The organism is Paenibacillus sp. FSL P4-0081, assembly GCF_000758565.1.
Taxonomy (GTDB): domain Bacteria; phylum Bacillota; class Bacilli; order Paenibacillales; family Paenibacillaceae; genus Paenibacillus_AQ; species Paenibacillus_AQ phytohabitans.
Map to the genome: position 1 here is coordinate 2,431,302 of NZ_CP009280.1, position 25,289 is coordinate 2,456,590.

Sequence of the window (25,289 nt, forward strand, 5' to 3'; positions counted from 1 at the left end):
ATACCGCTTCTTCAGTAGCCGATCTCAACTAAGCCTCCGCACATGCAAAAACGGCCTCATCGTCCTTGTAGGGACAACGAAGCCGTTTCCGGTACAGCCTGAACAATTATTTCTTCATTACAGGAATCCATATTTCGCAGACATAATCCTCTGCTGATGTATCGCCTGGCGGATACAGCTCAAATTCGGGTCCGCCTGTATGCTCGTAGCCCGTTCCCGGGAACCATTCCTGGAAAATGCGCTGCCAGACCCCTTGAATTGCATCAGGCATAGCTCCTACGGATTTGAATACCGCCCAGGTCGCAGCCGGAACCACTGTAGTCTCATACGCCTGCGGGTCAGTGGACGCGTCTGCTTCAACTCCGATCCAATAAGACAGCATTTCCGTCTCCATATTCATATTCATACAGATGCCGAGCCATTCTTCGCGTAAGCCGAACTCAATCAGCTTATCTGATGTGCCGTCTTCATTGCATTCATTCCAGAACTGCGGAATTCTGCGGAAATTCTCCCCGTCCTTGCAGGTAACCTCCATTGATTTGCCGATAACGGTAAAAGCTTCTTTATTCACGATTTTGTAATCCATTTCCTGATCTCCCTTCAATGACAGATGGAAAGAGAGGCGCGGGAAGGCTTTGAGCTGTACCCCGGGTTCGCGCGCGGCAGAGGGGGTAAGCCCATGCGCTTTGCGGAACGCTTTGGCGAATGACTCCGGGGAGTCATATCCGTATTTCAGTGCGACATCCAGCACCCGGATGTTTGAAATGGCCAGCTCTTGAGCGGCCAGAGTCAATCTGCGTTTGCGGATATAGTCTGCTACGGTGACGCCGGTCAGCATGCTGAACATGCGCTGGAAGTGGAAAGGGGAGACATATGCCACTGCGGCAATCTCTTCGATCCGCAGCGGTCCGGTCATTCTGCTCTCCATATAATCCAGCGCATTCTTCATTCGGATCAGCCATTCCAAGTTTGCCATCTCCCTTTAAGTTCATATTATCACGCGGCCTACGGGCTGGTCCTGTTATTCTCTGCTCATCTGAGACAGGTACAGTCAACGGCCTACAGTCTATGATCCTATGATGTCATATTTCAAGGGGTTTGTCAGCTTCCGGCAAAACTAGCCTAACCGGCAGACTCTCGCTTCATACGGACGCAGCGTACTGCGGTCCATGGGCGCCGGCTCCTCCGGATAGTTACCAATAATCGTTTCGGTTACGGCGTTCAGCTCGTCAGGCAGCTCTACAGTCTGCGGTGTGTCACAGAAGTTCAGCAGCACCAGCCATTTCTCACCGCCCAGTGTCCGGGTGTACGCGTAGATATATTCATGCTCCGGCAAAAGCAGCTCATATTCACCATACACCATGATCAGATGCTGCTTGCGCAGGCTAATCAGCCGCTGATAATAGTAGAATACCGAGTCAGGATCGGCCAGCGCCTGTTCCACATTGATCTCTGTGTAGCGCGGATTGAGCTTGAGCCAAGGTGTGCCAGCGGTGAAACCGGCATTCGTTGAGGCGTCCCATTGCATGGGGGTACGGGCATTATCGCGGCCTTTGGTGTGAATCGACTGAAGAACCGTCTCATGATCTCCGCCGCCTTCCGTAACCTTTTCCCGGTACATATTGAGAATCTCTATATCCTTGTAGTCCTCCAGCACAGGGAATTTCACGTTGGTCATGCCGATTTCCTCACCCTGGTAGATATAAGGTGTACCTTTGAGCGTGTGCAGCAGGGTAGCGAGCATTTTGGCCGAAATCACACGGTATTTGCCGTCATCCCCGAACCGGGAGACCATCCGCGGCTGATCGTGGTTATTGAGATAGAGGCTGTTCCAGCCTTTGTCCGCCAAGCCTACCTGCCATTTGTGCAAAATATCGCGCAGCCCCTTCAGTGTCCACGGAACCACATTCCACTTGCCGCCCGGGCCGGAGTCGACATCCATATGCTCGAACTGGAACACCATCTGCAGCTCATGCCGATCTTCGTCAGTATAGAGAATGGCGTCTTCTACAGTTGCTCCCGGCGTCTCGCCGACGGTCATTACATTATATTTGGAGAGAACTTCACGATTCATTTCCTGGAGATACTCATGAACCCGCGGTCCATTCATATAATACTCTCCGCCACCGGCCAGCTCACCGGGAGCCAGGCCCTCATGGTGTGCGGAAGGGAGCCCTTCTACTTTGGAGATCATGTTGATGACATCCATCCGCAGCCCGTCTACACCTTTGTCCAGCCAAAAAGCAATCATTTTATAGAGCGCTTCCCGCAGCTCCGGATTCTCCCAGTTCAGATCCGGCTGCTTGCGCGAGAACAGATGCAGATAATATTCGCCCGTCGCCTCATCCTTCTCCCAGGCCGGTCCGCTGAAGATGGAGCTCCAGTTGTTCGGCAGCGCGCCATCCGGTCCGGCGGGACGCCAGATATAATAATCGCGGCAGGGGTTATCCTTGGAGGCGCGGGATTCCGCGAACCAGGCATGCTCGTCCGAGGAGTGGTTAATCACAAGATCCATCATCAGCTTGATGCCGCGTGCATGCAGTCCGGCCAGCAGCTCCTCCCAGTCCTGCAGCGTACCGAATTCATCCATAATATCCTCGTAGTTGCTGATATCATAACCATTGTCATCGTTCGGTGATTTGTAGACCGGCGACAGCCAGACGACATCGACGCCCAGCTTCTGGAGATAATCCAGCCGGGAGATGATCCCCTGCAGGTCCCCGATTCCGTCTCCATTGCTGTCCTGGAAGCTGCGGGGATAGATCTGATAGACTACGGCTTCTTTCCAAAAGGCTCTATTCATTTGGGTGGGCTCCTTTGAGATTTTATTTAGAATTTGACCTAGAGATACTCCAATGCTGATGTTGGCCGTTACTGCGGTGATTTTCGGACTTCCGGCCGCTGTTGTCCCCAGATTTCCTGATTAAACCGCTGATCGCGGTAGAAATCCGGTGACAGCACATGCTTCCGAAGCGAGCTTTCCTACGGAAAGCTTTCAGGCGGACGCTACCGCTCCTACAGTTCCGAAATTCCCCTCCGTTACTTTCATCTTTTTATTGTCTTCACAAGTTCAACTTATAAAAAAAGCCCCGAAGAAGCTTAATGCCTCCGGGGCTGGGGAGACAGAGACTACACAGTTACCGAAGAGCCGTCAGCAGTCACACTGCTCAGTCCGTTCACCGTATACTCCTTGCCATGAATCGTGAGGGATGCCGGAACATCGGTTTCATTACTAACCGTAACCTGTACATCGGTAACTGTGACCTTCAGACGGGAACCGCGGAACATGATTTTGAACGAATAAGAGGTCCAGTGTCCCGGGTTGGAAGGGTTCAGGGTCAGCCGGTCGCCCAGCACCCGGAGTCCTCCGAAGCCGTGTACGATTGACATCCATGTACCCGCCATGCTGGTCGTATGGCAGCCGTCTTCCGTATCATTATTGTAATTATCGAGATCCAGCCGCGAAGTGCGCAGATACATCTCATAAGCCTTCTCTTTGTAGCCCAGCTCGCAGGCCAGAATGGCATGGATACAAGGGGAGAGGGAGGACTCGTGCACGGTGATCGGCTCATAGAAGTCGAAGTTGCGCTTTTTGGTATCCAGATCATAGCGGTCTCCCAGGAAGTAGAGCCCTTGCAGCACATCCGCCTGTTTAATGAAGCAGGAGCGCAGGATGCGGTCCCAGGACCATTTCTGGTTCAGCGGCAGGTTTTCCGGCAGCACATCCTTCACCTGGATAATCTCCTTGTCGAGGAAGCCATCCTGTTGCAGGAAGATGCCGCGTTCTTCATCAGCCGGGTAGTACATTTTGGCGATAATCTCGTTCCACTGCGCCGTTTCGCTCTCCAGCAGCTCCAGCTTGTCGGCCAGCTCTGCATAACGTGTGCCTTCATTCTCTTGCAGGTACGCCAACGCTTCCAGGGTATATTCCATGGTCCAGGCGGCAATCCGGTTCGTATACCAGTTATTGTTGACATTGTTCTCGTATTCATTCGGGCCGGTTACACCGAGCATTACATATTTGTCCTTATGCGGCACATAGTGCACGCGTTCTTCCCAGAAGCGGGAGATCTCTACCAGCACCTCAAGCCCGTATTGGCCGAGATAAGCCTTGTCGCCGGTATAGTTCACATAGTTGTAAATTGCGTAAGCAATCGCGCCGTTGCGGTGAATTTCTTCAAACGTAATCTCCCACTCGTTATGGCACTCCTCACCATTCATCGTCACCATCGGGTAGAGTGCGCCTTTTTTGTAACCGAGCTTTAGGGCATTCTCTTTGGCTTTCTCCAGATGCTTGTAACGGTAGATCAGCAGATTGCGGGCAATCGAGGAGTCGGCGGTACTGAGATAGAAAGGCACACAATAAGCTTCCGTATCCCAGTAAGTGCTGCCGCCGTATTTTTCCCCGGTGAAGCCCTTCGGTCCGATATTGAGACGGTCATCTTCGCCCGTATAGGTCTGATTCAGCTGGAAAATATTAAACCGGATTGCCTGCTGCGCCGACACGTCACCCTCAATAATAATGTCGCTTTCCTTCCACTTATCGCCCCAAGCCGCAGCCTGTTCGGTCAAAAGCGCTACAAATCCGGCTTCACGCGCACTCTGCAAGGCGGTCCGTGCGGCGTCTACCAGCTGGCCCAGCCCGTAATTGCGGGAGGTGACATTGGCGGCATACTTATAAATAACCACCTGATCGCCGGACTGTACCGGAATCGTTACTTTGCTGCCTACATATTTCTCCTGCTCGATAGATTCTGCTTCTGCGGCTGTTGGTTCGCCGTTGACCAGAATGTCATAGACATAGGCTGAGGTTACGTGAAAATCAAGCTTTTTGGTCTTCAGGGTGAGGTGTCCGCCCGCCGGTTCCGCTTTCTTCTCGACCTCGTTCCAGAACTTCTCGTCGTAGTTGGAATCCTTGTTCTTGATATCGCCATCCAGATAAGGAGTCACGGTAATCTCACCGGAGAAATTGAGCGGCTGGATGGAGTAGCGGATCGCGCCAATCTCATGGCGGACCATGCTGACGATGCGGATGCTCTCCACTTTCACTTCTTTGCCGTCTGCGGTCGTGGCTGTGAAGCTGCGGGAGAGAGTGCCTTCCTTCATATTAAGTACACGGCGGAATTCGCTGACTGTGCAGGCTGCCAAATCGAGCGGAATGCCGTCAACTTCAACGTTGATGCCGATCCAGTTGGTGCTGTTGAGGACTTTGGCAAAATACTCCGGATAGCCGTTTTTCCACCAGCCGACCCGTGTCTTGTCAGGGTAGTATACACCAGCCATGTAGCTGCCTTGCAGGCTGTGCCCGCTGTATTGTTCTTCGAAGTTGGCTCTGCCGCCCATGTACCCGTTCCCGATGCTAAATACGCTTTCGGAAATTTCCTGGGTCTGCGGATCAAAGGATTCTTCGATGATGGACCATTCATCAATTTTGAGGTATTGTTTCATTGTTATTGGCTCCTTTTAGATGGGGGAATGAGGTATATAAAATGAACTAAACCTGTTGTACTAAAATTACGGTGCCTCCGTCGCCACTGCGCGGAATGTTTGGACTTCCGGCCGCTGTTATAATCAGATTTCTCTATTAGTAAGCGATATTCAGCTGATGAAATCTGATTATAAAGGCGGACGCTAACGCTCCTACAGTTCCAAACTTCCGCTCCGCGGCTTCATCCCCATAATTTTAATGACCATTTTCAGTTCTTTTATAAAGAGTAGGGCAGAAGACAAGGAATCATATTACGCAGCAGCTGTTAATATTCGTCAAACAGAGGCAAAAGATTCCCTTAGTGCGGCAACGCTGATCTGCTGCAACGAAGGGACCACCAGATTCGCTGCGCCCAGCGTCTCGGGCGAACCGATGCCGACGCTGCGCATGCCGGCACGGGTGGCGGCCAGGATGCCGGCTTCAGCATCCTCGAAGACTACGCAGTGTTCAGGAGCGATATTGACTGCCTGTGCTCCCAGCAGGAAGACCTCCGGATCAGGTTTGGCTGCGCTGGTGTGCGTGCCGTCAATGATCGCATCGAAGTAGGGGGTAAGGCCGGTATTGTTCAGGATGGTCATCGCATTCTTGCTGGCGGAGCCCAGGGCTACCTTGATGCCGTGTTCCCGGCATTCCTTCAGGAAGTCCAGCGCGCCGGGCAGAATCTCTGAGCTGTCCATCTTGGCGATGTATTCGACATAGCGGTTGTTCTTCTGCTCGGCTAGTCTTGCTTTCTCATCTTCTCCAGGCTCGATACCGCCGATCTCCAGCAGGATATTCAGGGAAGCGGCCCGGCTGACGCCTTTGAGCCGCTCATTATCGTGTTCGGTGAAGACGAATCCGAGCTCCTCCGCCAGCTCTCTCCAGGCAATATAGTGGTATCTGGCGGTGTCGACGAGTACACCGTCCAGATCGAACAGGCAAGCTTTGATTTCTGACATAATGAACCTCCTAAAATGTAAGTGGATATAATCTATTTTGAGAATCGCGCCGAATGGGCGCGTCACAATAAATGGGTGGGAATGCTGCACTACGTACAACAATCATCGGTGGAGCGCCTACGGCTGGCAGAATTGTTGTACCACGTACAACAATTCAAAAGAAAAGTTGGTTAAATTGCGGAAATGCTGCACCAGATACAACAATTCGTCAGCGAAACGCTCCAGTTGGGCGGAAGTGTTGCATAAAGTACAACAATCCTCGGCTGAGCGCCTACGGCTGGCAGAATTGTTGTACCACGTACAACAATTCAAAAGAAAAGTTGGTTAAATTGCGGAAATGCTGCACCAGATACAACAATTCGTCAGCGAAACGCTCCAGTTGGGCGGAAGTGTTGCATAAAGTACAACAATCCTCGGCTGAGCGCCTACGGCTGGCAGAATTGTTGTACCACGTACAACAATCCAAAAGAAAAGTTGGTTAAATAGCGGAAATGTTGCACCAGATACAACAATTCGTCAGCGAAACACTCCAGTTGGGCGGAAATGTTGCATAAAGTACAACAATTCGTCAGCGAAACGCCCCTGGTGGGCGGAAATGTTGCACTACGTACAACAATCCTCGGCCGAGCGCCTCCGGCTGGCAGAAATGTTGTACTACGTACAACAACCCAAAAGAAAAGTTGGTTAAATTGCGGAAATGTTGTACCACGTACAACAATCCATCTGCGAAACACCCTCAGCGCTCCCGGCGTGGGCTAAAGCTTGGCTAGGGCGGAAAATCCTATCCAAATGTGGTGCGATTCTATTTAGCGCAAACGTTTGTACAAAGCTCCAAAAAATAAATGAAGCGTAATTAGCTTCATTTATCTGCATGTAAAATCATTGCTGCTTGTGCATCATTGCTGCGTGTGAAATCACTGCTTACCCGGAGTATACATCGATGACTCCCGTACGATTAAACGGTGGGGAATGACAAAACGGTTAGTATATCCGTCATGATTATCCGGCTTCTGAATACTCTGAATCAGCACCTGTGAGGCCGTATAGCCCAGATGATAGATTCCGATATCAATACTGCTGATTGGCGGGCTGGACAATTCCGAGAGCGGAATATTGTTAAAGCTGACAATCGCCAGATCCTCAGGGACCTTGTATTTCAGCTCATTCAGTCCGCGCAATACCCCGAAAGAGACCATATCATCCACCGCAACAAGTGCCGTCGGACGGTTCGGGAGATTCATGAAGAAGGACATCGCCCGGTAGCCGCTGTCCTGCAGAAACTCGCCTTCGACAATCCATTCCGCCTTCATTTCAAGACCTTTATTCTGCATTGCCTTACGGTAGCCTTCCAGACGGTCGCGCGAAACGATAAGATTCGGCGGGCCGCTGACGAAGCCAATGCGTTCATGACCCATGGAAATAAGGTGGTTCGTTGCATCATAAGCAGCCATGATATTATCATTGTCGACTGACAATATATCCTCATAGCGGTCGCTTCGTCCAACCAGCACGAAGGGATAGCCGCCTGATTCCAGAAAATCGATCACCGCATCATCTTTACGGGAATACAGCAGAATAACGCCGTCCACGCGGCGTCCTTTGAGCAAGCGTGAGACGGCTTCAAGCTCTTCCTTCTCATTTGCCCCGGAGCTGATCAGCACATCATAGCCGGAACGGCTGGACTGGGTGACGATCCCGCGGATTAATTCCATAAAAAACAAATTGGAGAACAGCTCTTCAGCCGGTTTCGGAAGAATGATGCAAATACTGTTGGTTGTCTTGGAAACGAGACTTTTGGCCATCATGTTCGGGGTGTAGCCCATTTCCTCCATAATCACTTTAACCTTACGGGAAGTTTCTAGGCTGATTCTGGGATGGCCTGACAACACCCGGGAGACCGTGGAGGGAGAAACTCCCGCTTTCTTGGCCACGTCCTTAATGGTAACTGTCATAGAAACCTCCTTATGGAACCGTTTGCTTTACACAGTAATATTAATCGAAGTGCTGATGATTGTAAATAGATAAACCCGGTGTGTTGCACAATACTGGCATAGAAAGTGATGAAATGAACATTTTTTCTGCGCAGGCCACAAGCTTTCCACAGGGATTCACTGGATGTTTATGAATGGAGTGGTTTCCGTGGGGGGAGGCAGTTTGGAGGCATCCCGGACATTGCACCAAAACTGTGCAAACGTTGTTAGATTGATGCAGATGATGATATATCTAATTTATTTTCAATATTCCTTTATAAAATAAGGATTTATTTAGACTTTCTCAGCCTTTTTGTTATTAACGAAAGCATGTGGATGAATATGAAGTGTGCAAATTAATGCAATTAATGACTTAATTATTGTGCAACTATAAGCAAATATTTGAGAATATTCTGGAAAATTACTAGTTGACAATAACTTTACCGGCGGATTAGTATGAAATCGAAATGAAGCAAGCGTTTACAAAGTCCGGGTTTATGCAGAATATTTATGTCGCTGCCCTGAGTCAATGGATAAAGGTTTGTGCACAAATGATTGCAAACGTTTGCACAATGGGAAGGGCGAATTGAGGGCGTGATGGCACGATTTTGGAATTTGACAAGGAGGATCGGGGTCGGTTGGGCCTGACAAGCCATCTTTACAGCAGACATCCTGCAACCGGAGATTGGGATTCTGCCGTTCATGCGGTTGAAGTTCATAACATTCATGGGGGGATTGACGGAATGGAATTTGCTTTACGGATAAAAAAGGCTTTTGCAATCTTGATGGTTATCGCTCTTGTATGCTCGGGCTTTGGCATAAACCTGCCCAGAGTCAGCGCAGAAACGACAAAGGTTGTGCTGGTTGGTGACCTGCAGAGTAAGTTCACAGGGCTGGACCCTGCTGAAACGGCGGACTGGAACGAGAAATCGACCGTAACCCAAATGACTTACAGGGGGGAGGGTCTGTACACCTTCACCGGCATGCTGCCGCAGGGGACCTATCAATATAAAGTGGCTCTTAACGGTGCGTGGACGGAAAACTACGGATATGGCAGCTACACTAATCCCGCCGGGACAGATGCTGACGGCAACATTCAGATTACATTAAGTGAGGAGACAAGTGTAACCTTTTATTATAATGACATTACCAAAGCGATTGCAGATTCCACGTATTATTCACCGGTGCCTGCGGACCGTTTACCCCGGGTGACCGGCAGTCTGCAGACTGCGCTTGGAGATGAGCACAATGATTCCCCGGCAGATGCCCGTACACTGTTAACCGATCCTGACTTCGACGGGGTCTATGAGCAGATGGCCTTACTTCCTGCCGGCAGTTATACGTACCAGATTTATCTTCCGGGCGCTGACCCATCGGGTGGAGTCTCCTATCCGGATACGGCGCAGGAGCTTAAGCTTCCCTCCGCATTACCTGTAACATTCAAGTATAAAACGCAGGACAACAGTGTGTCTGCCCATTACACGGTTCCTTCTGAACCGGGTACGGCCGTGCCTGTTCCTGCCGGACATATAAGAGTTCATTACCACCGTGCTGCCGGTGATTATGCCGGTCAGGCTTTATGGACATGGGGCGATGTTGTATCGCCGTCCGTGAATTGGCCTAAGGATGCCGTTCCTTTCCCTGATGGACAAACCGATGCCTACGGCGCTTATGTCGATCTGCCTGTGAAGGATGGGGCGAAGACGATCTCGTTCCTCGTGGTAAACCGGACTACCGGGGTTAAGGAAATGGAGGACGGGGACAAGACCAGCATCATCAGTACTCCGCAGACCAATGAAGTCTGGATCACGGAAGGCTCGAATAAAGTAACCCCTTATGAACCGGTGGAGCTTCCGGCGAATACAGTGCGGATTCATTACATGCGTTCCGACAACAATCAGAGCCAATACGGCCTGTGGCTGTGGGATGATGTTGTGACGCCGTCTAATGTGTGGCCCAAAGACGCAACTCCTTTTGCGCCCGAACACAGGGATTCCTTCGGAGCCTATGCGGATATTCCGCTGAAGGAGAATGCCAAGGCTATCAGTTTCATCGTTATGAAGCCTGCAAACGGAGACAAAGACGGTCCGGCGGGCAATGAGAACAAAAGCTTCGCTTTTCTGGACCGTTACAATCAGCTGTGGGTGAAGGAGAATGACCCGAACGTCTATACTTCACCTTTTGGCGAGACACCGGTTGGGCTGTTATCCGCAGATATATTGTCCGCAAGCAAACTATGGCTCGAGTTTACGTTAACGGACGGGCTCACGGCGGATGCTTTAAAAACAGCCATTTCTATAAAGGACTCGGAAGGAGCCTCTGTTCCTGTTACAGGTGTGGCGGTTACTGGCGCAACTTCGGTTGAAGTGACTACCGGTGCATTTGATCTGAAGAAAATCCCGCTGAGTGTAACGTATGCAGGCAAAACTGTATCCGCTTCCGCCGGCTGGAGAATGATGGATGAGCTATATAATTACACAGGTGACGATCTCGGGGCCACGTACCATAAGGCCGGCAAGTCGGCAACCCTGAAGCTTTGGGCACCGAAAGCGAGCTCAGTAACTGCGGTGGTCTACGATAAAGCTGACGCTAATCTCACCGTAGGCCGCGCCGGACTGACTCTGGGTGACAAAGGAGTCTGGACGGCGGAGCTGACTCCTGCTGATCTGACCGGTGCACCCGGCGCAGAGGATGTCAGAGACTTCTATTACCAGTATGAAGTGACCAATGAGGGAGTAACTAAGCAGGTGCTTGATCCCTATGCCAAATCCATGGCTGTATTCACCGTGAATACGGCGGGAGAGGCAGGTGCAGGCGGTGATACGGTGGGCAAGGCAGCCATTGTGGATTTAAGCGCTACGGATCCCGAGGGCTTCCAGGCTGCAGACATTGCCGGCTATGAGGATCGTGAGGACGCCATTATCTATGAGGCGCATATCAGGGATTTCACCTCCGATCCGGCTATCCAGTCGAGTCTCGGCGGGGAACGCTGGGGGTCTTATGCGGCTTTTGAGTCGAAGCTGGATTATATCAAATCCCTGGGTGTCACCCACATTCAGCTGCTTCCGGTGATGGCCTGGTATTACGGGGACGAGACCGGGATGGAAGACAGGGAGCTGGACTATTCCGCTCAAGGCAATGAATATAACTGGGGTTATGATCCGCACAGCTATTTCTCTCCGGACGGGGCGTATTCCCGCAATCCGGCAGATCCGGAAGAGCGGATCAAAGAGCTGAAAGGCTTGATCGATGCGGTGCATGAAGCCGGGATGGGCGTCATTCTTGATGTTGTGTACACCCATATGGCCAAAAAAGAATTACTGAATGACATCGTGCCTAATTATTATGCCTTCCAGGACCCGGCGGGCAACTTCATCGGCGGCTTCGGCAACAATCTGGCAACCAGCCATAAGATGGCCGAGAAGCTGATGGTCGATTCCGTAAAATACTGGTTCCAGGAGTACAAAATCGACGGGATGCGGTGGGACATGATGGGCGATGCCACAGCAGATGCGGTACAGGCTGCTTATGACGCAGCGGCTGCCATTAATCCTAAGGCGCTGTTCATCGGGGAGGGCTGGATTACCTTCGGGGGCGAGGCTTCGGATCCATCCCTCAAAGGCAAGGCTGCTGATCAGAAATGGATGGATAAGACGGACAGTGTCGGCGTATTCTCCGATGAATTCCGCAATGAGCTGAAATCCGGGTACGGCTCCGAAGGAGATCCGCGGTTCATTACGGGCGGAGCGCGCCCCTTGACGACGATCTTGAACAATATCAAAGCGCAGCCTTCCAATATTCCGGCAGATGATCCGGGAGATATCGTGCAATACATTGAAGCGCATGATAATCTGACGCTCCATGATGTCATTGCCCTGGCCCTTCACAAGAATCCGCAGAACGCGGCGAATGAGCTGGAGATCCAGAAGCGGATCAGGCTCGGGAATATGCTGCTGCTGACTTCGCAGGGTACCGCATTCCTGCAAGCGGGTCAGGAGTACGGGCGTACCAAGCAATGGTTGGCTACGGGGATTCCCGAGCAGAAATATACCGAAGTCCGCGATGCGGCTGATCAATCGGTCAGTTATTTCATCAACGATTCCTACGATTCGTCGGATGCGGTCAATGCTTTCGACTGGGCCGCAGCAACGGATGAAGTGAACTTTCCGGTGCAGAATGCGACCAGAGAATACACGGCCGGGCTGATTAAGCTCAGAAAGTCTACCAACGCTTTCCGGCTGGGCGACATCAGTCTCGTGAATTCCAATGTCAAGCTTATCGAGTCACCTGAAATGCAGAAGGATGATCTGGTGATCGGTTATACAAGCAAGGCAACGGATGGAACCGGGATCTATTATGTCTTCATGAACGGTGACAGCAAGACAAGAACACTTTCTTTGCCGGAGAATTTGAGTGACGGTACTGTGCTTGCCGACAATGACGAAGCCGGGACCGATGCGATTTCTGCTGCGGACCAGAGCGGATTCAGCCTGACGGCGGATTCCATCACCCTCGACCCGCTCACATCTGTAATTATCCGCAAGGATGCAGCCGCAGCAGTAGTGTCTCTGCTGGAGACTGACCAGGCCAGCTATTCGCTGAAGGAAGGGGCCGCGCATCAGACTGTGGTCACGGCCAAATATGCGGATGGCACTTCAAGCAAAGTGACCGCCAAAGCGCTGTATGTATCCGATAAACCGGAAGTAGCCACAGTGACAAGCAAAGGGCTGGTGAAGGGGATTAAGGCTGGAACAGCGATCCTTACCATTACCTATGGCGGCGTGTCCGCGAATGTGACTGTAGAAGTAACCAGCCCGCCAGTAGAAACCAAACGGTATGTGCAGTTCACTTACACCCGGGAAGACAGGATTTATAAGGATTGGAGTGTATGGCTGTGGTATACCGGGGCAACAGACGGTGAGGTGAAGCTCCCCGAGCCCGCAGGAGATTCAGCAAGCTCGATGGTTCTGATTGAAGTAGGCAAAGACGCAACCCAGGTAGGCTTTGTTCTCATAAAAGGTCTGGAGTGGCCTGACAATAAGCAGGATATTTCAGATGACCGCTATATTGCTCTGACTCCCGGAGAGGCCTTTACCAAAGTCCATGTAACCAGCATGGTCAAAGAGCTGGAAATCACTCCGGGCATCAGCGGTCCGCTGATGCAGGATGAAGCCATAACCTTCCTGTACCGTGATGACGAGCTGTTCCGCGGCGGCGATGTGTCTGCGATAACAGACATTAAAGTGAAGGTGAACGGCAAAGAATATCCGATGGAGTATGATCCGGCCAAGGAATGGTTCAGCTACCGGCTGAGCGGTCTGGAGGAAGGCATTTATAAGTATACCTTCATCGTAACTAAGGACGGAGTGACCCGCGAGTTCAGCGACCCGCACAACACGGTGGGCGGAGAATCCTCCCTGTACTATCACAAACCGGAGGTTAACATTACGGCAACGGTGAATCCGACGGCTGTAACCTCCAATGAGAATGCTGTAGTAACGGTGAAGGCTGTCTCCACAGAGGAAGTGTCCTATAAAGACGCTTATCTGGATCTTACCGCTCTGGGAGGACCAGCCAAGGTCAAATTCGATACAGAGCTTATGCAGCAGACCGTAGCAGTGAAGGATAACGTGCCGGCGGGTATCAAAAGCATTCCAATCGTGCTTGTAGACCAGTATGGCAATCTGCACAGACAGTCTGCTGAAATCGAGGTGAAAGCCAGAACCTACAGCGGTTCCAAGCTTGATTTCGACTGGGATGAGGCGCGGATCTATTTCGCACTGACCGACCGCTTCAAGGACGGTGACCCTGACAACAATGAGAATGTGGACAAGGCACATCTTGAAGCCTATCATGGCGGCGATTTCAGGGGGATGATCGGCAAGCTTGATTATCTGCAGGAGCTGGGCATCAACACGCTCTGGATCACGCCGGTTGTAGACAATATTGATTTCAACCAGGGGTTAAGCTTTGGCGGCAAACAATATGCTTATCACGGGTATTGGGCCAAGGATTTCACTAAGCTTGATGAGCATCTTGGGGACATGGAGACCTTCAAGGAGCTGATCGAGAAGGCGCATGACAAGGGCATCAAGATTATGGTCGATGTAGTGCTTAATCATACAGGCTACGGGTTGAAGGAGGATGACGTCAATCCGCAGGTGGCTGCAGAGGACAAAGCGCGTTTTGCGGGAATGCTGCGTACGGACGGCGTTCAAGCCGATACGGATGTCATCAAAGGCGAGCTCAGCGGATTGCCGGACTTCAAGACGGAGGATCCTGCGGTACGCAAGCAGATCATTGCCTGGCAGACAGGCTGGCTGGATAATGCCCGGACAGAGCGGGGAGATACAATCGACTATTTCCGCGTTGATACGGTCAAACATGTGGAGAGCGCAACCTGGAAAGCATTTAAAAATGCGCTGACGGCTATAGATCCGGGCTTCAAAATGGTCGGCGAATACTTCGGCGGAACCGCCGATAATGACGGCGGCATGCTGCAGAGCGGGCAAATGGACGGTTTGCTTGATTTTAGCTTTAATGATCAGGCCAAGCTGTTCGCAGACGGCACCATTAATGCTGTGGATGCTTATCTGCAGGAGCGCGAAGCGAAGATCAGCAATACCGGGGTGATGGCACAATTCCTCAGCAGCCACGATGAGGATGGTTTCCTTACAGACTACGTGGACGGGGACAAGGGTAAGCTCAAGATCGCTGCCGCGCTGCAGATCACGGCCAAGGGCCAGCCGGTGATTTACTATGGGGAAGAGCTGGGCCGGTCCGGTAAAAATGCCGGGGATATGGCAAGCGGCGAGTTCAGCGAAAACCGGGGCGATATGCCTTGGGATCAGCTTACTGCAGAGCAGGGACTTCATGATCATTATCAGAAGCTGCTGAACATTAGGGCGGAATATTCGCAGCTATATGCCAAAGGTATCCGCACCAAGCTTGCGGGCTCCGATGATCTGGGATATCTGGCCTTCAACAAGCAATACGGGAACGATAACGTGGTTACGGTAATCAACACGAAGAAGGAAGGTCTGAGTGCAGAGATTCCCGTGCCTTTTGCGGCCTTGTCTTCTGTGAGAGATGAGTACAGCGGTAAGCTGTATAAGGTATCGGTTGACCGGAAGATTAGGATTGATCTGCCGGGCAGAGATGACGGGGGGACGGTGATTCTGGCGGCGGAGACAGTTGTAGTACCGCCAACACCAACACCAACACCAACACCAACACCAACACCAACGCCAACACCAGCGGCAGAATCCGAAACTAGTTCCGTTGTAAAGCCAACGGTAAAGCCAACACCAACGCCAGGGCCAACGGCAGTTCCGGCAGGTACACAGATTATAAGTGACCAGGATCTTCGAAATGGCAAGGATGGCAGAGTAGAACTCAGTCTGGATCAGGGCAAGACTTCCGTGCTGCTGCCGGTCCAGGCAGCTAAGCTGCTGGGGAATAACGGGCTGGTTATTCACTCGGAGGGGCTGTCCGTTACAATCCCGAATGCTGTGCTGGCTGATATTCAGGCCATGGTTACAGGTGCGGATGCGGACAGTTCACATATCCTGCTGGAGCTGACTCCGCTTAGCGAAGCTGCAGCGCAGGATGCAGTCAAGAGATTCAGTAAGGAGAACACGGCTGCTACTGCTGCATCCGGGGTATACGACCTTAAACTGCAGATTATCAAAAAAGACGGGACCAGCCTGCCTGTTACAACGTTCAAGCAGCCGGTTACTTTGACGCTTAAGCTTCAGGGCAACCCGGTTAAGGGTTGGACAGGTGTGTTCTATCTGGGAGATAACGGTGAGCTGAAGTATATTGGGGGCGCAGCACCAGCGGATGGTTCACTTACTGCTGCAGTTACACATTTCAGCAAGTATGCAGCACTTCAGATAAATACAGTGTTCAAGGATGTGCCTGATACCCACTGGGCTTCTGCTGCCATTAAATCACTTGCAGCCAAACAGGTGGCAACAGGAGTATCGGCTGCTGAATTTGAACCTGCAAGAAACGTGACGCGTGCAGAGTTTACAGCATTGCTGATGCGTGCACTCGGACTGTCAGGGGAAGGGAGAGTGTTATTCGCTGATGTCCGGGCGGATGCCTGGTACTCCTCTTATGTAGCCGCTGCCGTCAAATCAGGCATTGTTAACGGGCGCAGCAGCACTGCCTTTGCCCCGGATGCTACAATCAGCCGTGAGGAAATGGCGGTGATGATTATCCGTGCTCTGGAGTTCAAACAGGGCAAGGTTCTGGCATCCTCAACAGGCCAGGTCTTATTCGCGGATGCCTCCAGTATCAGTGAATGGGCACATGCTTATGTGAATGCTGCCGTAGAGCTTAAACTTGTGCAAGGCAGAGACCATCATCTCTTTGCGCCGCAAGGACAGTTAACCCGTGCAGAGAGTGCGCAGGTGATTTACAAGCTGCTCGGCAAATAGCACGCGCAACGAATCAGATCAGAACATAAACAGGGTATTCCGCAAGCCATAACGGCTGCGGAATACCCTGTTTGCTTTGCCTGGAATATAACTCAATCCAATGAATGGAGCTCCTGAGACGGAGGCTAGGCCATATTAGCCTGCAGTACTGCATAACCGTAAGCCGGAAGCTTGAGCGACAGCTTGCCGCGTTCCGCACGGAGCGGTTCGCCGGTGAACAGGTTCTTCCAGGAGCGTTCCTGTACGTCTGCCCGGAAGGTCTGCGCGGTCTCCTCAGTATTGATCAGCACGAGAATAAGATCATCGCCCAGGCTGCGTTCATAAGCCAGCTTGGTGCCCCCGGGTCCGGCTTCCAGGAACGTGAAGCTTCCTGTGCGCAGTGCCGGATGGCTGCTGCGGATCTCGATCAGCTTGCGGTAATAATTGAACAGGCTGCGGTCCTGCATCGCCGGATTCCACTCCATGCACTTGCGGCAGTCCGGATCGCCTTCACCATCCATGCCGATCTCATCCCCGTAATAAATGCAGGGAGTTCCCATGAAGGTGAACTGGAACAGCGCAGCCAGCTTCAGCTTATTCTTGTCCCCATCCGCGAGCGTCAGCAAACGGGGGGTGTCGTGGCTGTCCAGCAGGTTGAAGGCAACCTCGCTGGCCTGCAGCGGGTAGCGCGACAGCTGTTTGCCGATGGAGTTGGCGAAGCCCTCCGCATCGAGCTTGCCATACACGAAGAAGTCGAGCACCGCATCCGTGAACGGGTAGTTCATCACTGCATCGAACTTGTCTCCTTCCAGCCATGGCGCGGATTCATGCCAGATCTCACCTAGAATATAAGCCTCGGGATTCGCACGCTTCACCACCTTGCGGAAGTCGCGCCAGAATTCATGATCGACCTCGTTGGCCACATCCAGGCGCCAGCCGTCGATGCCGACCTCCCGGATCCAATACTCAGCGACTTTCAGCAAATATTCCTTAACCTCAGGATTCTCCGTATTCAGCTTCGGCATCAGCGGCTCAAAGGCAAAAGCGTCATAATTCGGAATGTTATCCACTACCTGAAGCGGGAACTCGCGGACATGGAACCAGTCTTTATAAGCGGAGGCTTCCCCTTTCTCCAGCACATCCACGAACGGGGCGAAGGTACGTCCGGCATGATTGAATACAGCGTCAAGCAGCACACGGATACCGCGTTCATGGCAGGCGTCGACCAGCCTTTTCAGCGTCTTCACATCCCCGAAATGCGGATCAACCTGCATGTAGTCTTCCGTGTCATATTTATGGTTGGTGGTAGCTGTGAAGATTGGTGTGAAATAGATGCCCGTGATACCCAGCTCAGTAAGATGATCCAGATGGTCAATGACCCCCTGCAGATCACCGCCGAAGAAGTTGTCAGGCTTAGGAGTGCCGCCCCATGGCTGTACATTGTCCGGATTCAGACTGGAATCGCCGTTCGCGAAACGTTCAGGGAAGATCTGATAGAAGACAGCATCCTTCACCCACGCAGGAGGAATGAACACGTCACCGCGGTTGATATAAGGGAACTCAAACAGCCGGTTTGGATTGGCGGGACGTTCGGTTTGGAAATCGCTTTCGGTCATCCAGATGCGCTCATGGCCCTTTTGCAGCAGGAAGCCGTACTTCAACCGGCGGTAAAGGGGGACGGACTCGCACTCCCAGTAATCGAACATCGCATCCGAAGTGAAAAGAGTCATAGGAATCAACTCCTTGGTGTTGTCCCAGGCGTACTTGTCCCCGGCCCAGGCGAATACCTCGGTTAAATCCCCTTTCTTGGCACGCAGACGCAGGTGGATCGTTTCATGATCGTAGGCATAAGACCAATTGAGGCGCGGACGATGATACACAGCTTCTAACAACATACTAATTCCTCCTAAGGTTTAGTGAACCAAACACCCCTGAATAACACCGGGCAAACCAGCGCTGGCTCCGGAAGCAAGCATTTTACAAACACAGTCCTATATCTGGCAAGTGCATGATTAGCACAGCAGCTGTGCCACAATCGCACTAATCATTCAGATTCTGCGCATACCAAACAGGCACAACCGGCGCCGGGTAGCTTGTCCGAGGTTGTACCCAATTGAAGTAACATTGCCTTTGGATTATGTGAAGAACAGGGGCGTTCTTAATGTTTTGGATTATAGCATGGAATAAATTGAGGTTCAATATGTTTGTACAAACATTTGCACAAATACCGACAGGCAGGAAACCGATTTCCAAAGCCTGGAAAATGAGATTATATGGAAATTAAATTACATAATTCGCTAAAATACAGCAAAAAATGCGGTTTGTAAATTTTATTAATAAGATATACAGAGATATTTGAAGAAATCCTGTGAAATTAGAAGGAAATAACAAATCATATACATAAAATCATTGAATTTGCTTAAATACACTCTGTGCAAACGTTTTAACAATCTTGCCCGCTGATGTATTATGAATTCAGGAATGAAGCGCTTTCTAAAACTTGGCGGAGCACATAAGGAAGGGTCAATCTGCAAAACTTGAATTTTTTTTGAGTCTTCTGAAATCGTTTGCGCAAAGTCGGAGGCATCATGTTCAAATCAAGTGATATACAAATCGGGAGGGGTTAAAAGCAATGAATTTGAAAAAACTCATGGTTCTCACCGCATCGTTCTCTATGGCAATGTCGATTACGGCGTGCGGCTCAAACAACAATAACGGGGGAAATGCAGCAGCAACCAATGCTCCTGCGAATAATGCAGCAGCAACAGACAACGCTGGTACAAACGGCGGGAATGCTCCGGCAACAGATGAGATTGTACCTGAAGACGGCGCATCACTGGTGATCTGGGAGAGTAAAGAAGAAAGAGCATTTGCTGAAGAAATCGCCAAGCAGTTCACCGCGCAGTACAACGTTCCCATCAAAATTGAAGAGGTAGCACCGCCCGATCAGGTCGGCAAGCTGACACAAGATGGCCCGTCAGGTCTGGCTGCAGACGTTGTCCTCATTCCTCACGATAATCTGGGTAAGGCTGCAAGCGCGAGCCTGCTGCTTCCAAACGATATTTTCGGTGAGCAGACCAAAGCTGAGAACACAGAAGCATCCATCGTAGGCTCGTCCTATGAGGGTGAACTGTATGGTTATCCGAGAGCGGCAGAAACCTATGCCCTGTTCTACAACAAATCCCTGGTCAAAGAAGCACCTAAATCCTTCGATGACGTGATTGCCTTCAGTAAAACGTTCACTGATAAAGCCAAGAACAGATACGGAATTATGTGGGAAGTCGGCAACATGTACTTCAACTATCCGTTCATCGCTACAACCGGCGGTTACCTGTTCGGCAAAGACGGTACGGATAAAGACGATATCGGTCTGAACAATGAAGGCGCGATCAAAGGTCTGAGTGAATTTGTAAAGCTGAAAGAAATATTGCCGATTAAGAGCGGCGACATTAACCCGGACATCAAGCGCAGCTTGTTCAACACTGGCGATGTGGCCATGGATATCACTGGACCTTGGGAGCTTGCCGGTTATAAAGAAGCTCTGGGCGACAACCTCGGAATTGCTCCGATTCCTACCATCGACGGCAAAACGGCAATTACTTTCTCCGGGATTAAAATTTTCGGAGTCAACGCTTATAGTCAGTATCCGAATGCGGCTAAATTGTATGCCCGCTTTGCTTCCGGCAAAGACGCTCAGCTGACATTGAACAAATTGGTCGGTTCCGTGCCTACGAACAACGAAGCGCTGCAGGATGCGCAAATCACCGGCGACCCGTTCATATCCGCTTTTGCTGAACAGGCCAAGAACTCCCAGCCAATGCCTTCGATTCCTGAAATGGGTAACGTATGGAGCCCGGTAAATGCGGCACTTCCTGAAATTTGGGATAACAACGCAGATCCTAAGGCAGCTATGGACAAAGCAGTAGAACAAATTAAGGATTTGAATAACGGGGCATCTGCCCAGTAAAATCAGCTCTCCGGCAGTGTAATCATCAGCTGCCCTTGAGGCAACAAACAACCATCAGCACACAGTGGAATCAAATCGCCCGCCGCATAGCTCGCGGCGGGCAGTTTCCTGAATTCCGCGCGGAGAGGAGAACGGAAGGGAAATGCAGCGATACAAAGCTAGAGCCGCAGTACTGTCGGCCATTTTTATGGGATTGGGACAAATATATAACCGCCAATTCATCAAAGGACTTATTTTCATAGCTGTAGAAGCAGCCGCACTATTCTATTTCATTACCAATTTGGGCAGGGCCTTCTGGGGCATCACCACACTCGGGGAATCTCCAAGCCGCCTTGAGAAGGTTAAGGGCATCGCAAAAATGGTTCCCGGTGATCATTCCATCGTCATTCTGATTGAAAGTCTGATTACCCTGCTGTTCTTGGTTTTATTCCTGATTGTCTGGTACATGAATATTAGGGATGCCCTTAAAATCGGAGCAGAACGCGAAACCGGTCGTCCATCGAATACATTCAAGCAATCCGTACGCTATATTCTGGATTACAAATTTGCCCAGAGCTTTTTGCTGCTTCCGGGTATCGGTATTTTGTTCTTTACCATCATGCCGATTATTTTTATGATCATGCTGGCCTTCACTAACTACGCCGCACCCGATCACATCCCGCCGGCCAGGCTGGTGGACTGGGTAGGCTTTGAAACCTTCCGTAACCTGCTGGTGCTGAAATCCTGGAGCCAGACCTTTTATGGAGTACTTACCTGGACAATTATCTGGGCGGTTCTATCGACTGTAACTACTTACTTCGGCGGGATGCTCGTTGCCCTGCTGATCAATCAAAAGGGGATCCGCTTCAAGGGACTGTGGAGAATGATTCTGATCGTCCCTTACGCCGTCCCGCAGATGATCTCCCTCCTGCTGATGCGCAACCTGTTCAACGGGCAGTTCGGCCCGATTAACCAATATCTCAAATACTTCGGACTTGGCGGACTACCGTGGCTGACTGATCCGTTCTGGGCGAAGGTCACGGTTATCATCGTCAACATGTGGGTCGGTATTCCGGTATCTATGCTGCTCATCATGGGCGTGCTGACCACAATCCCGCGGGATATGTATGAAGCAGCCGAAGTGGACGGGGCTACGAATTATCAGAAGTTCCGGATTGTCACCCTGCCGATGATTCTGTTCTCTACCGCGCCAACGCTGATTATGCAATTTGCCGGAAATATCAACAATTTCAACGCGATCTACCTGCTGACCGGAGGCAGTCCGGTGAAAGGTGACTATCAGTATGCCGGGTCAACGGACCTGCTGGTAACGTGGCTGTATAAGCTGACGCTGGATCAGAATAAGAATAATATGGCTTCTGCAATAGGCATTATACTCTTCATCATTGTTGCCGGGTTCTCCCTGTATAATTACCGCCGGACCAAATCATTCAAAGAGGAGGATATGATTCAATGATCATCGGACGCAAGCTTACGGGCTTTATTCGTTTGGGCCTCAGCTACATCATTCTGGTTATCCTGGCGATTGCTGCGATCTATCCGGCACTCTGGATTCTTCTGGCATCCTTCCGTCCGGGCAAATCCCTATACAGCAAAACGCTGATTCCCGACCATTTTACACTGGCTCATTACAAAGAGTTGTTCACTTCACCGGTCTATATGTTCGGAACCTGGTACGCAAATACGCTCAAGATTGCCGTGTTCTCCATGCTGATCGGCGTGGTGCTGACGCTTTTGACCAGTTACGCCTTATCCCGGTTCCGGTTCAAAAGCCGCAAGACGACCATGTCAACCCTGCTGATCCTCGGGATGTTCCCGGGCTTCATGAGTATGATTGCAATCTATCTGCTGCTGAAGGAGTTCAATCTGCTGGATACCCATCTGGCATTGATTATCGTGTACGCTGCCGGAGCACCGCTCGGAGGGACCTTGATTGCCAAAGGCTTCCTGGATACGATTCCGCGTTCGCTGGATGAAGCCGCGCGGATTGACGGGGCGAGTAACTTCGGGATTTTCACACGGATTATCCTGCCGCTGTCCCGCCCGATGATCACTTATATGGCACTGACCCAGTTTGTCGGCCCATGGGTGGACTTCATCTTCGCCAAGCTGATTCTGCGGACCAAGGAGAACTGGACCGTCGCGGTCGGAATGTGGGATATGGTCAATACGATGCAGAATTCCAACTTCACGCTGTTCGCAGCGGGTGCAGTATTGATCTCTGTACCGATAATGATTCTGTTCGGCTTCCTGCAGCGCCTGCTTGTTGATGGTCTGACCGCAGGGGCGAGCAAGGGGTAAGCCTTTATGGAATTAGGATAATAAGAAATGCTGATCTCATTATGAATAACAGGTGCGGCCTTTATGCAGTCAACGAAGGGCTGCACCTGTATTTTTTATCGAACAAATAAGGGGAGAGCGGAATGAACCGGCAGCGGAAATTAAACTTCAGATCGGTTGGCGTCAAATTATTTGTGATTCTGTTCTGTACAATTGTGCTATTGTCCTCTGTGCTGGGCTTAACCTCCTATTATGCTGCTAAAAGAATCATTACCAACGAGGTAGCAGCGGCATCCTCACAGTCTATTGTGCAGGCGGCGGACAAGCTGGACTTCCTGTTTGCTGAATATGAAGCGCTTTCAAGACAATTCGCAGTAGACTCTGCACTAAAATCAGATATGGAGACCATCCATAATCCCGGTGCCGGAACGGTAGCCAAGGTGGCAGCTGAAGACCGGATCCGCCGTAAGCTGGATTCCGTCCGGGGCTCCGATGAGCGCCTGCTGGGCGTCCGGCTGGTCGCAAGAAGCATGGTGGATGCTGAATCCTACAAATCAACAGGCATCAGTGGTGTGCGCAGTGATGAAGGCGTTCTTGCCCGCATGAAGGCGATCGATAACGGCAAAGGCAACCCCGTCTGGTTCCCCGCACGGGCCAAAGGCTTCTTCGATGCTTACAGTGAGTCCTCTATGACAATGGGCCGTCTGCTGCGGAATATCCAGAACCCGGCAGCGGAGTATTATATGCTGATTGAGCTGAAGGGTAAAGCTCTGACCGACGTATTATCCAATCTGCATATCGGACTTGCCGGGGAGATCCGCATCCTTGACAGGGCCGGCAATATTGTGTACGGGGCGGATAACGGGCTGCTCGGACAGCCTTCTTACATACAGGCAGCGGATACCGGGGTTGAAGGGCAGAAGCAATCCTTCACTGCGGCTGATGAGCAGGGCAGCTCACAGCTTGTGGTCTATCAGCCGCTGGTGACAGCTGACTGGACACTGCTGGGTTATGCGCCGGTGAGTGATTTCACTAAATCGGCAGACCGGCTGCTCTATATTACACTGCTGGTTGTGCTGGCTGCGGCTGTGATTGCGCTGGTGATTGGTTATGTGCTGGTGCGGCTGATCGGCCGCCCGCTCGGCAAGCTGGCCCGGCTGATGGAGGAAGGCGAACAGGGGAATCTGCAGGTGCGGACGAGCTTCAAGGGCCAGGATGAGATCGGGCGGCTGGGACACAGCTTCAACCGGATGATGGAGCAGATCTCCCGGCTGGCCGGCCAGAGCAGCAGTTCGGCGGCGGCGGTGCTGGCCACGTCCGAGCAATTGGTGCTTGCTTCGGGTGCGACCCGTACTCATGCCAGGGAAGTGGCTGCCGCAACCGGCGAGATCGCCGGCGGGGCAGCCAGCCTGGCGGCAGAAGCGGAGAGCAGCAACCGCAAGGTGGAGCTGATGGGAGACAAGACGGACGAAGTAGCGGGGACGAATGCAGTCATGGCTGATTCCGCAGGAAAGGTCATGGCGGTAAGCGATCAGGGAGCGGAGCTGATGAAGAAGCTGGTGGATCAAAGCGAATCTGCCCTGAAGATGATGAATCTGATTCAGGAGAACTCGGCCATGCTGCGTGACAGCATGGTGCTGATCCGCAGCATTCTCTCCCCGATGATTGCCATGAACAAGCAGACGAATATTCTGGCTCTTAATGCTTCTATTGAAGCTGTACGTGCGGGGGCTGCGGGGAGGGGCTTTAATGTCATTGCCGATGAGATCAGGGGACTGGCTAACCAATCCAGCCAGTCAATTGCGTCTGTCTCCAGAATTACGGAGGAGATCAGCGGCCATATCGAGAACACGGTTAAGGTAGTGAGTGAAGCAGCACCGCTGTTCAGCGGGCAGATAACCTCGGTCCGGGAATCTTCGCTTATCTTTGAAAGTGTGCGGGCGGAGATGGAAGTGTTCAGCGGTTATCTAAGCCAGTCTTCGGCGGCGGTTAAGGAGCTGACCGGTTACCGGCAGCAGCTGGGGCAATCCATGGCGAGCGTAATCTCGGTCGTGCAGCAGACCAGTGCCTCAACGGAGGAGGTGGCCTCGATGTCTTCACAGCAATTCATAGTGAGCGAGGAGCTGGTGGCTCTGTCAGGCAAGCTGGAGGTGTTAGCGGAGAAGCTGAAGCAGTCGATGGTTTCTTTTCAGGGATAAGCCGGTGTGTAGTTGATAAAGTGAA

General features: G+C 51.5%; 11 protein-coding genes. 5 read left to right on the forward strand and 6 right to left on the reverse strand.

Annotated features, from left to right (window positions below; genetic code table 11):
• Nucleotides 1–106: 106 nt before the first annotated feature.
• The 5 genes from P40081_RS10280 to P40081_RS10300 form a co-directional block, all read right to left on the reverse strand.
• Nucleotides 107–967, reverse strand: coding sequence for an AraC family transcriptional regulator (locus P40081_RS10280; RefSeq protein WP_179093424.1), 861 nt, complete (start codon nucleotides 965–967; stop codon nucleotides 107–109).
• A 150-nt stretch (nucleotides 968–1,117) separates the two neighbouring features.
• Nucleotides 1,118–2,803, reverse strand: a complete 1,686-nt coding sequence (locus P40081_RS10285) for a glycoside hydrolase family 13 protein (RefSeq protein ID WP_042135236.1) — start codon at nucleotides 2,801–2,803, stop codon at nucleotides 1,118–1,120.
• 326 nt (nucleotides 2,804–3,129) lie between these two features.
• Nucleotides 3,130–5,448 carry a glycoside hydrolase family 65 protein gene (locus tag P40081_RS10290; RefSeq protein WP_042135238.1) on the reverse strand — a complete coding sequence of 773 codons (2,319 nt, stop codon included), beginning with the start codon at nucleotides 5,446–5,448 and terminating at the stop codon, nucleotides 3,130–3,132.
• A 315-nt stretch (nucleotides 5,449–5,763) separates the two neighbouring features.
• Complete coding sequence (gene pgmB, locus P40081_RS10295; protein ID WP_042135240.1) at nucleotides 5,764–6,426, reverse strand: beta-phosphoglucomutase; 663 nt, start codon at nucleotides 6,424–6,426, stop codon at nucleotides 5,764–5,766.
• Between the two features lie 914 nt (nucleotides 6,427–7,340).
• Nucleotides 7,341–8,378 carry a LacI family DNA-binding transcriptional regulator gene (locus P40081_RS10300; RefSeq protein WP_039307469.1) on the reverse strand — a complete coding sequence of 346 codons (1,038 nt, stop codon included), beginning with the start codon at nucleotides 8,376–8,378 and terminating at the stop codon, nucleotides 7,341–7,343.
• Nucleotides 8,379–9,139: 761 nt separating this feature from the next.
• Here P40081_RS10300 and P40081_RS10305 point away from each other — a divergent pair.
• Nucleotides 9,140–16,840: a pullulanase gene (locus P40081_RS10305; protein ID WP_042140933.1), complete on the forward strand. Its 7,701-nt coding sequence runs from the start codon at nucleotides 9,140–9,142 to the stop codon at nucleotides 16,838–16,840.
• A gap of 125 nt (nucleotides 16,841–16,965) precedes the next feature.
• On the opposite strand, the gene P40081_RS10310 is transcribed toward P40081_RS10305, so the two are convergent.
• Nucleotides 16,966–18,714: an alpha-glycosidase gene (locus P40081_RS10310; protein WP_042135243.1), complete on the reverse strand. Its 1,749-nt coding sequence runs from the start codon at nucleotides 18,712–18,714 to the stop codon at nucleotides 16,966–16,968.
• A gap of 737 nt (nucleotides 18,715–19,451) precedes the next feature.
• On the opposite strand from P40081_RS10310, the gene P40081_RS10315 reads away from it, so the two are divergent.
• From P40081_RS10315 to P40081_RS10330, 4 genes are all read left to right on the forward strand, one after another.
• Nucleotides 19,452–20,786, forward strand: a complete 1,335-nt coding sequence (locus P40081_RS10315) for a sugar ABC transporter substrate-binding protein (RefSeq protein WP_042135245.1) — start codon at nucleotides 19,452–19,454, stop codon at nucleotides 20,784–20,786.
• 142 nt (nucleotides 20,787–20,928) lie between these two features.
• Nucleotides 20,929–22,242, forward strand: coding sequence for a carbohydrate ABC transporter permease (locus tag P40081_RS10320; protein ID WP_042135247.1), 1,314 nt, complete (start codon nucleotides 20,929–20,931; stop codon nucleotides 22,240–22,242).
• Nucleotides 22,239–23,087 (forward strand): sugar ABC transporter permease, encoded by an 849-nt coding sequence (locus tag P40081_RS10325; protein ID WP_042135249.1) that lies wholly within the window; start codon nucleotides 22,239–22,241, stop codon nucleotides 23,085–23,087. Before P40081_RS10320 ends, P40081_RS10325 begins: the two co-directional genes overlap by 4 nt.
• Before the next feature lie 122 nt (nucleotides 23,088–23,209).
• Nucleotides 23,210–25,264 carry a methyl-accepting chemotaxis protein gene (locus P40081_RS10330; protein ID WP_042135250.1) on the forward strand — a complete coding sequence of 685 codons (2,055 nt, stop codon included), beginning with the start codon at nucleotides 23,210–23,212 and terminating at the stop codon, nucleotides 25,262–25,264.
• The last annotated feature ends 25 nt before the right edge of the window (nucleotides 25,265–25,289 follow it).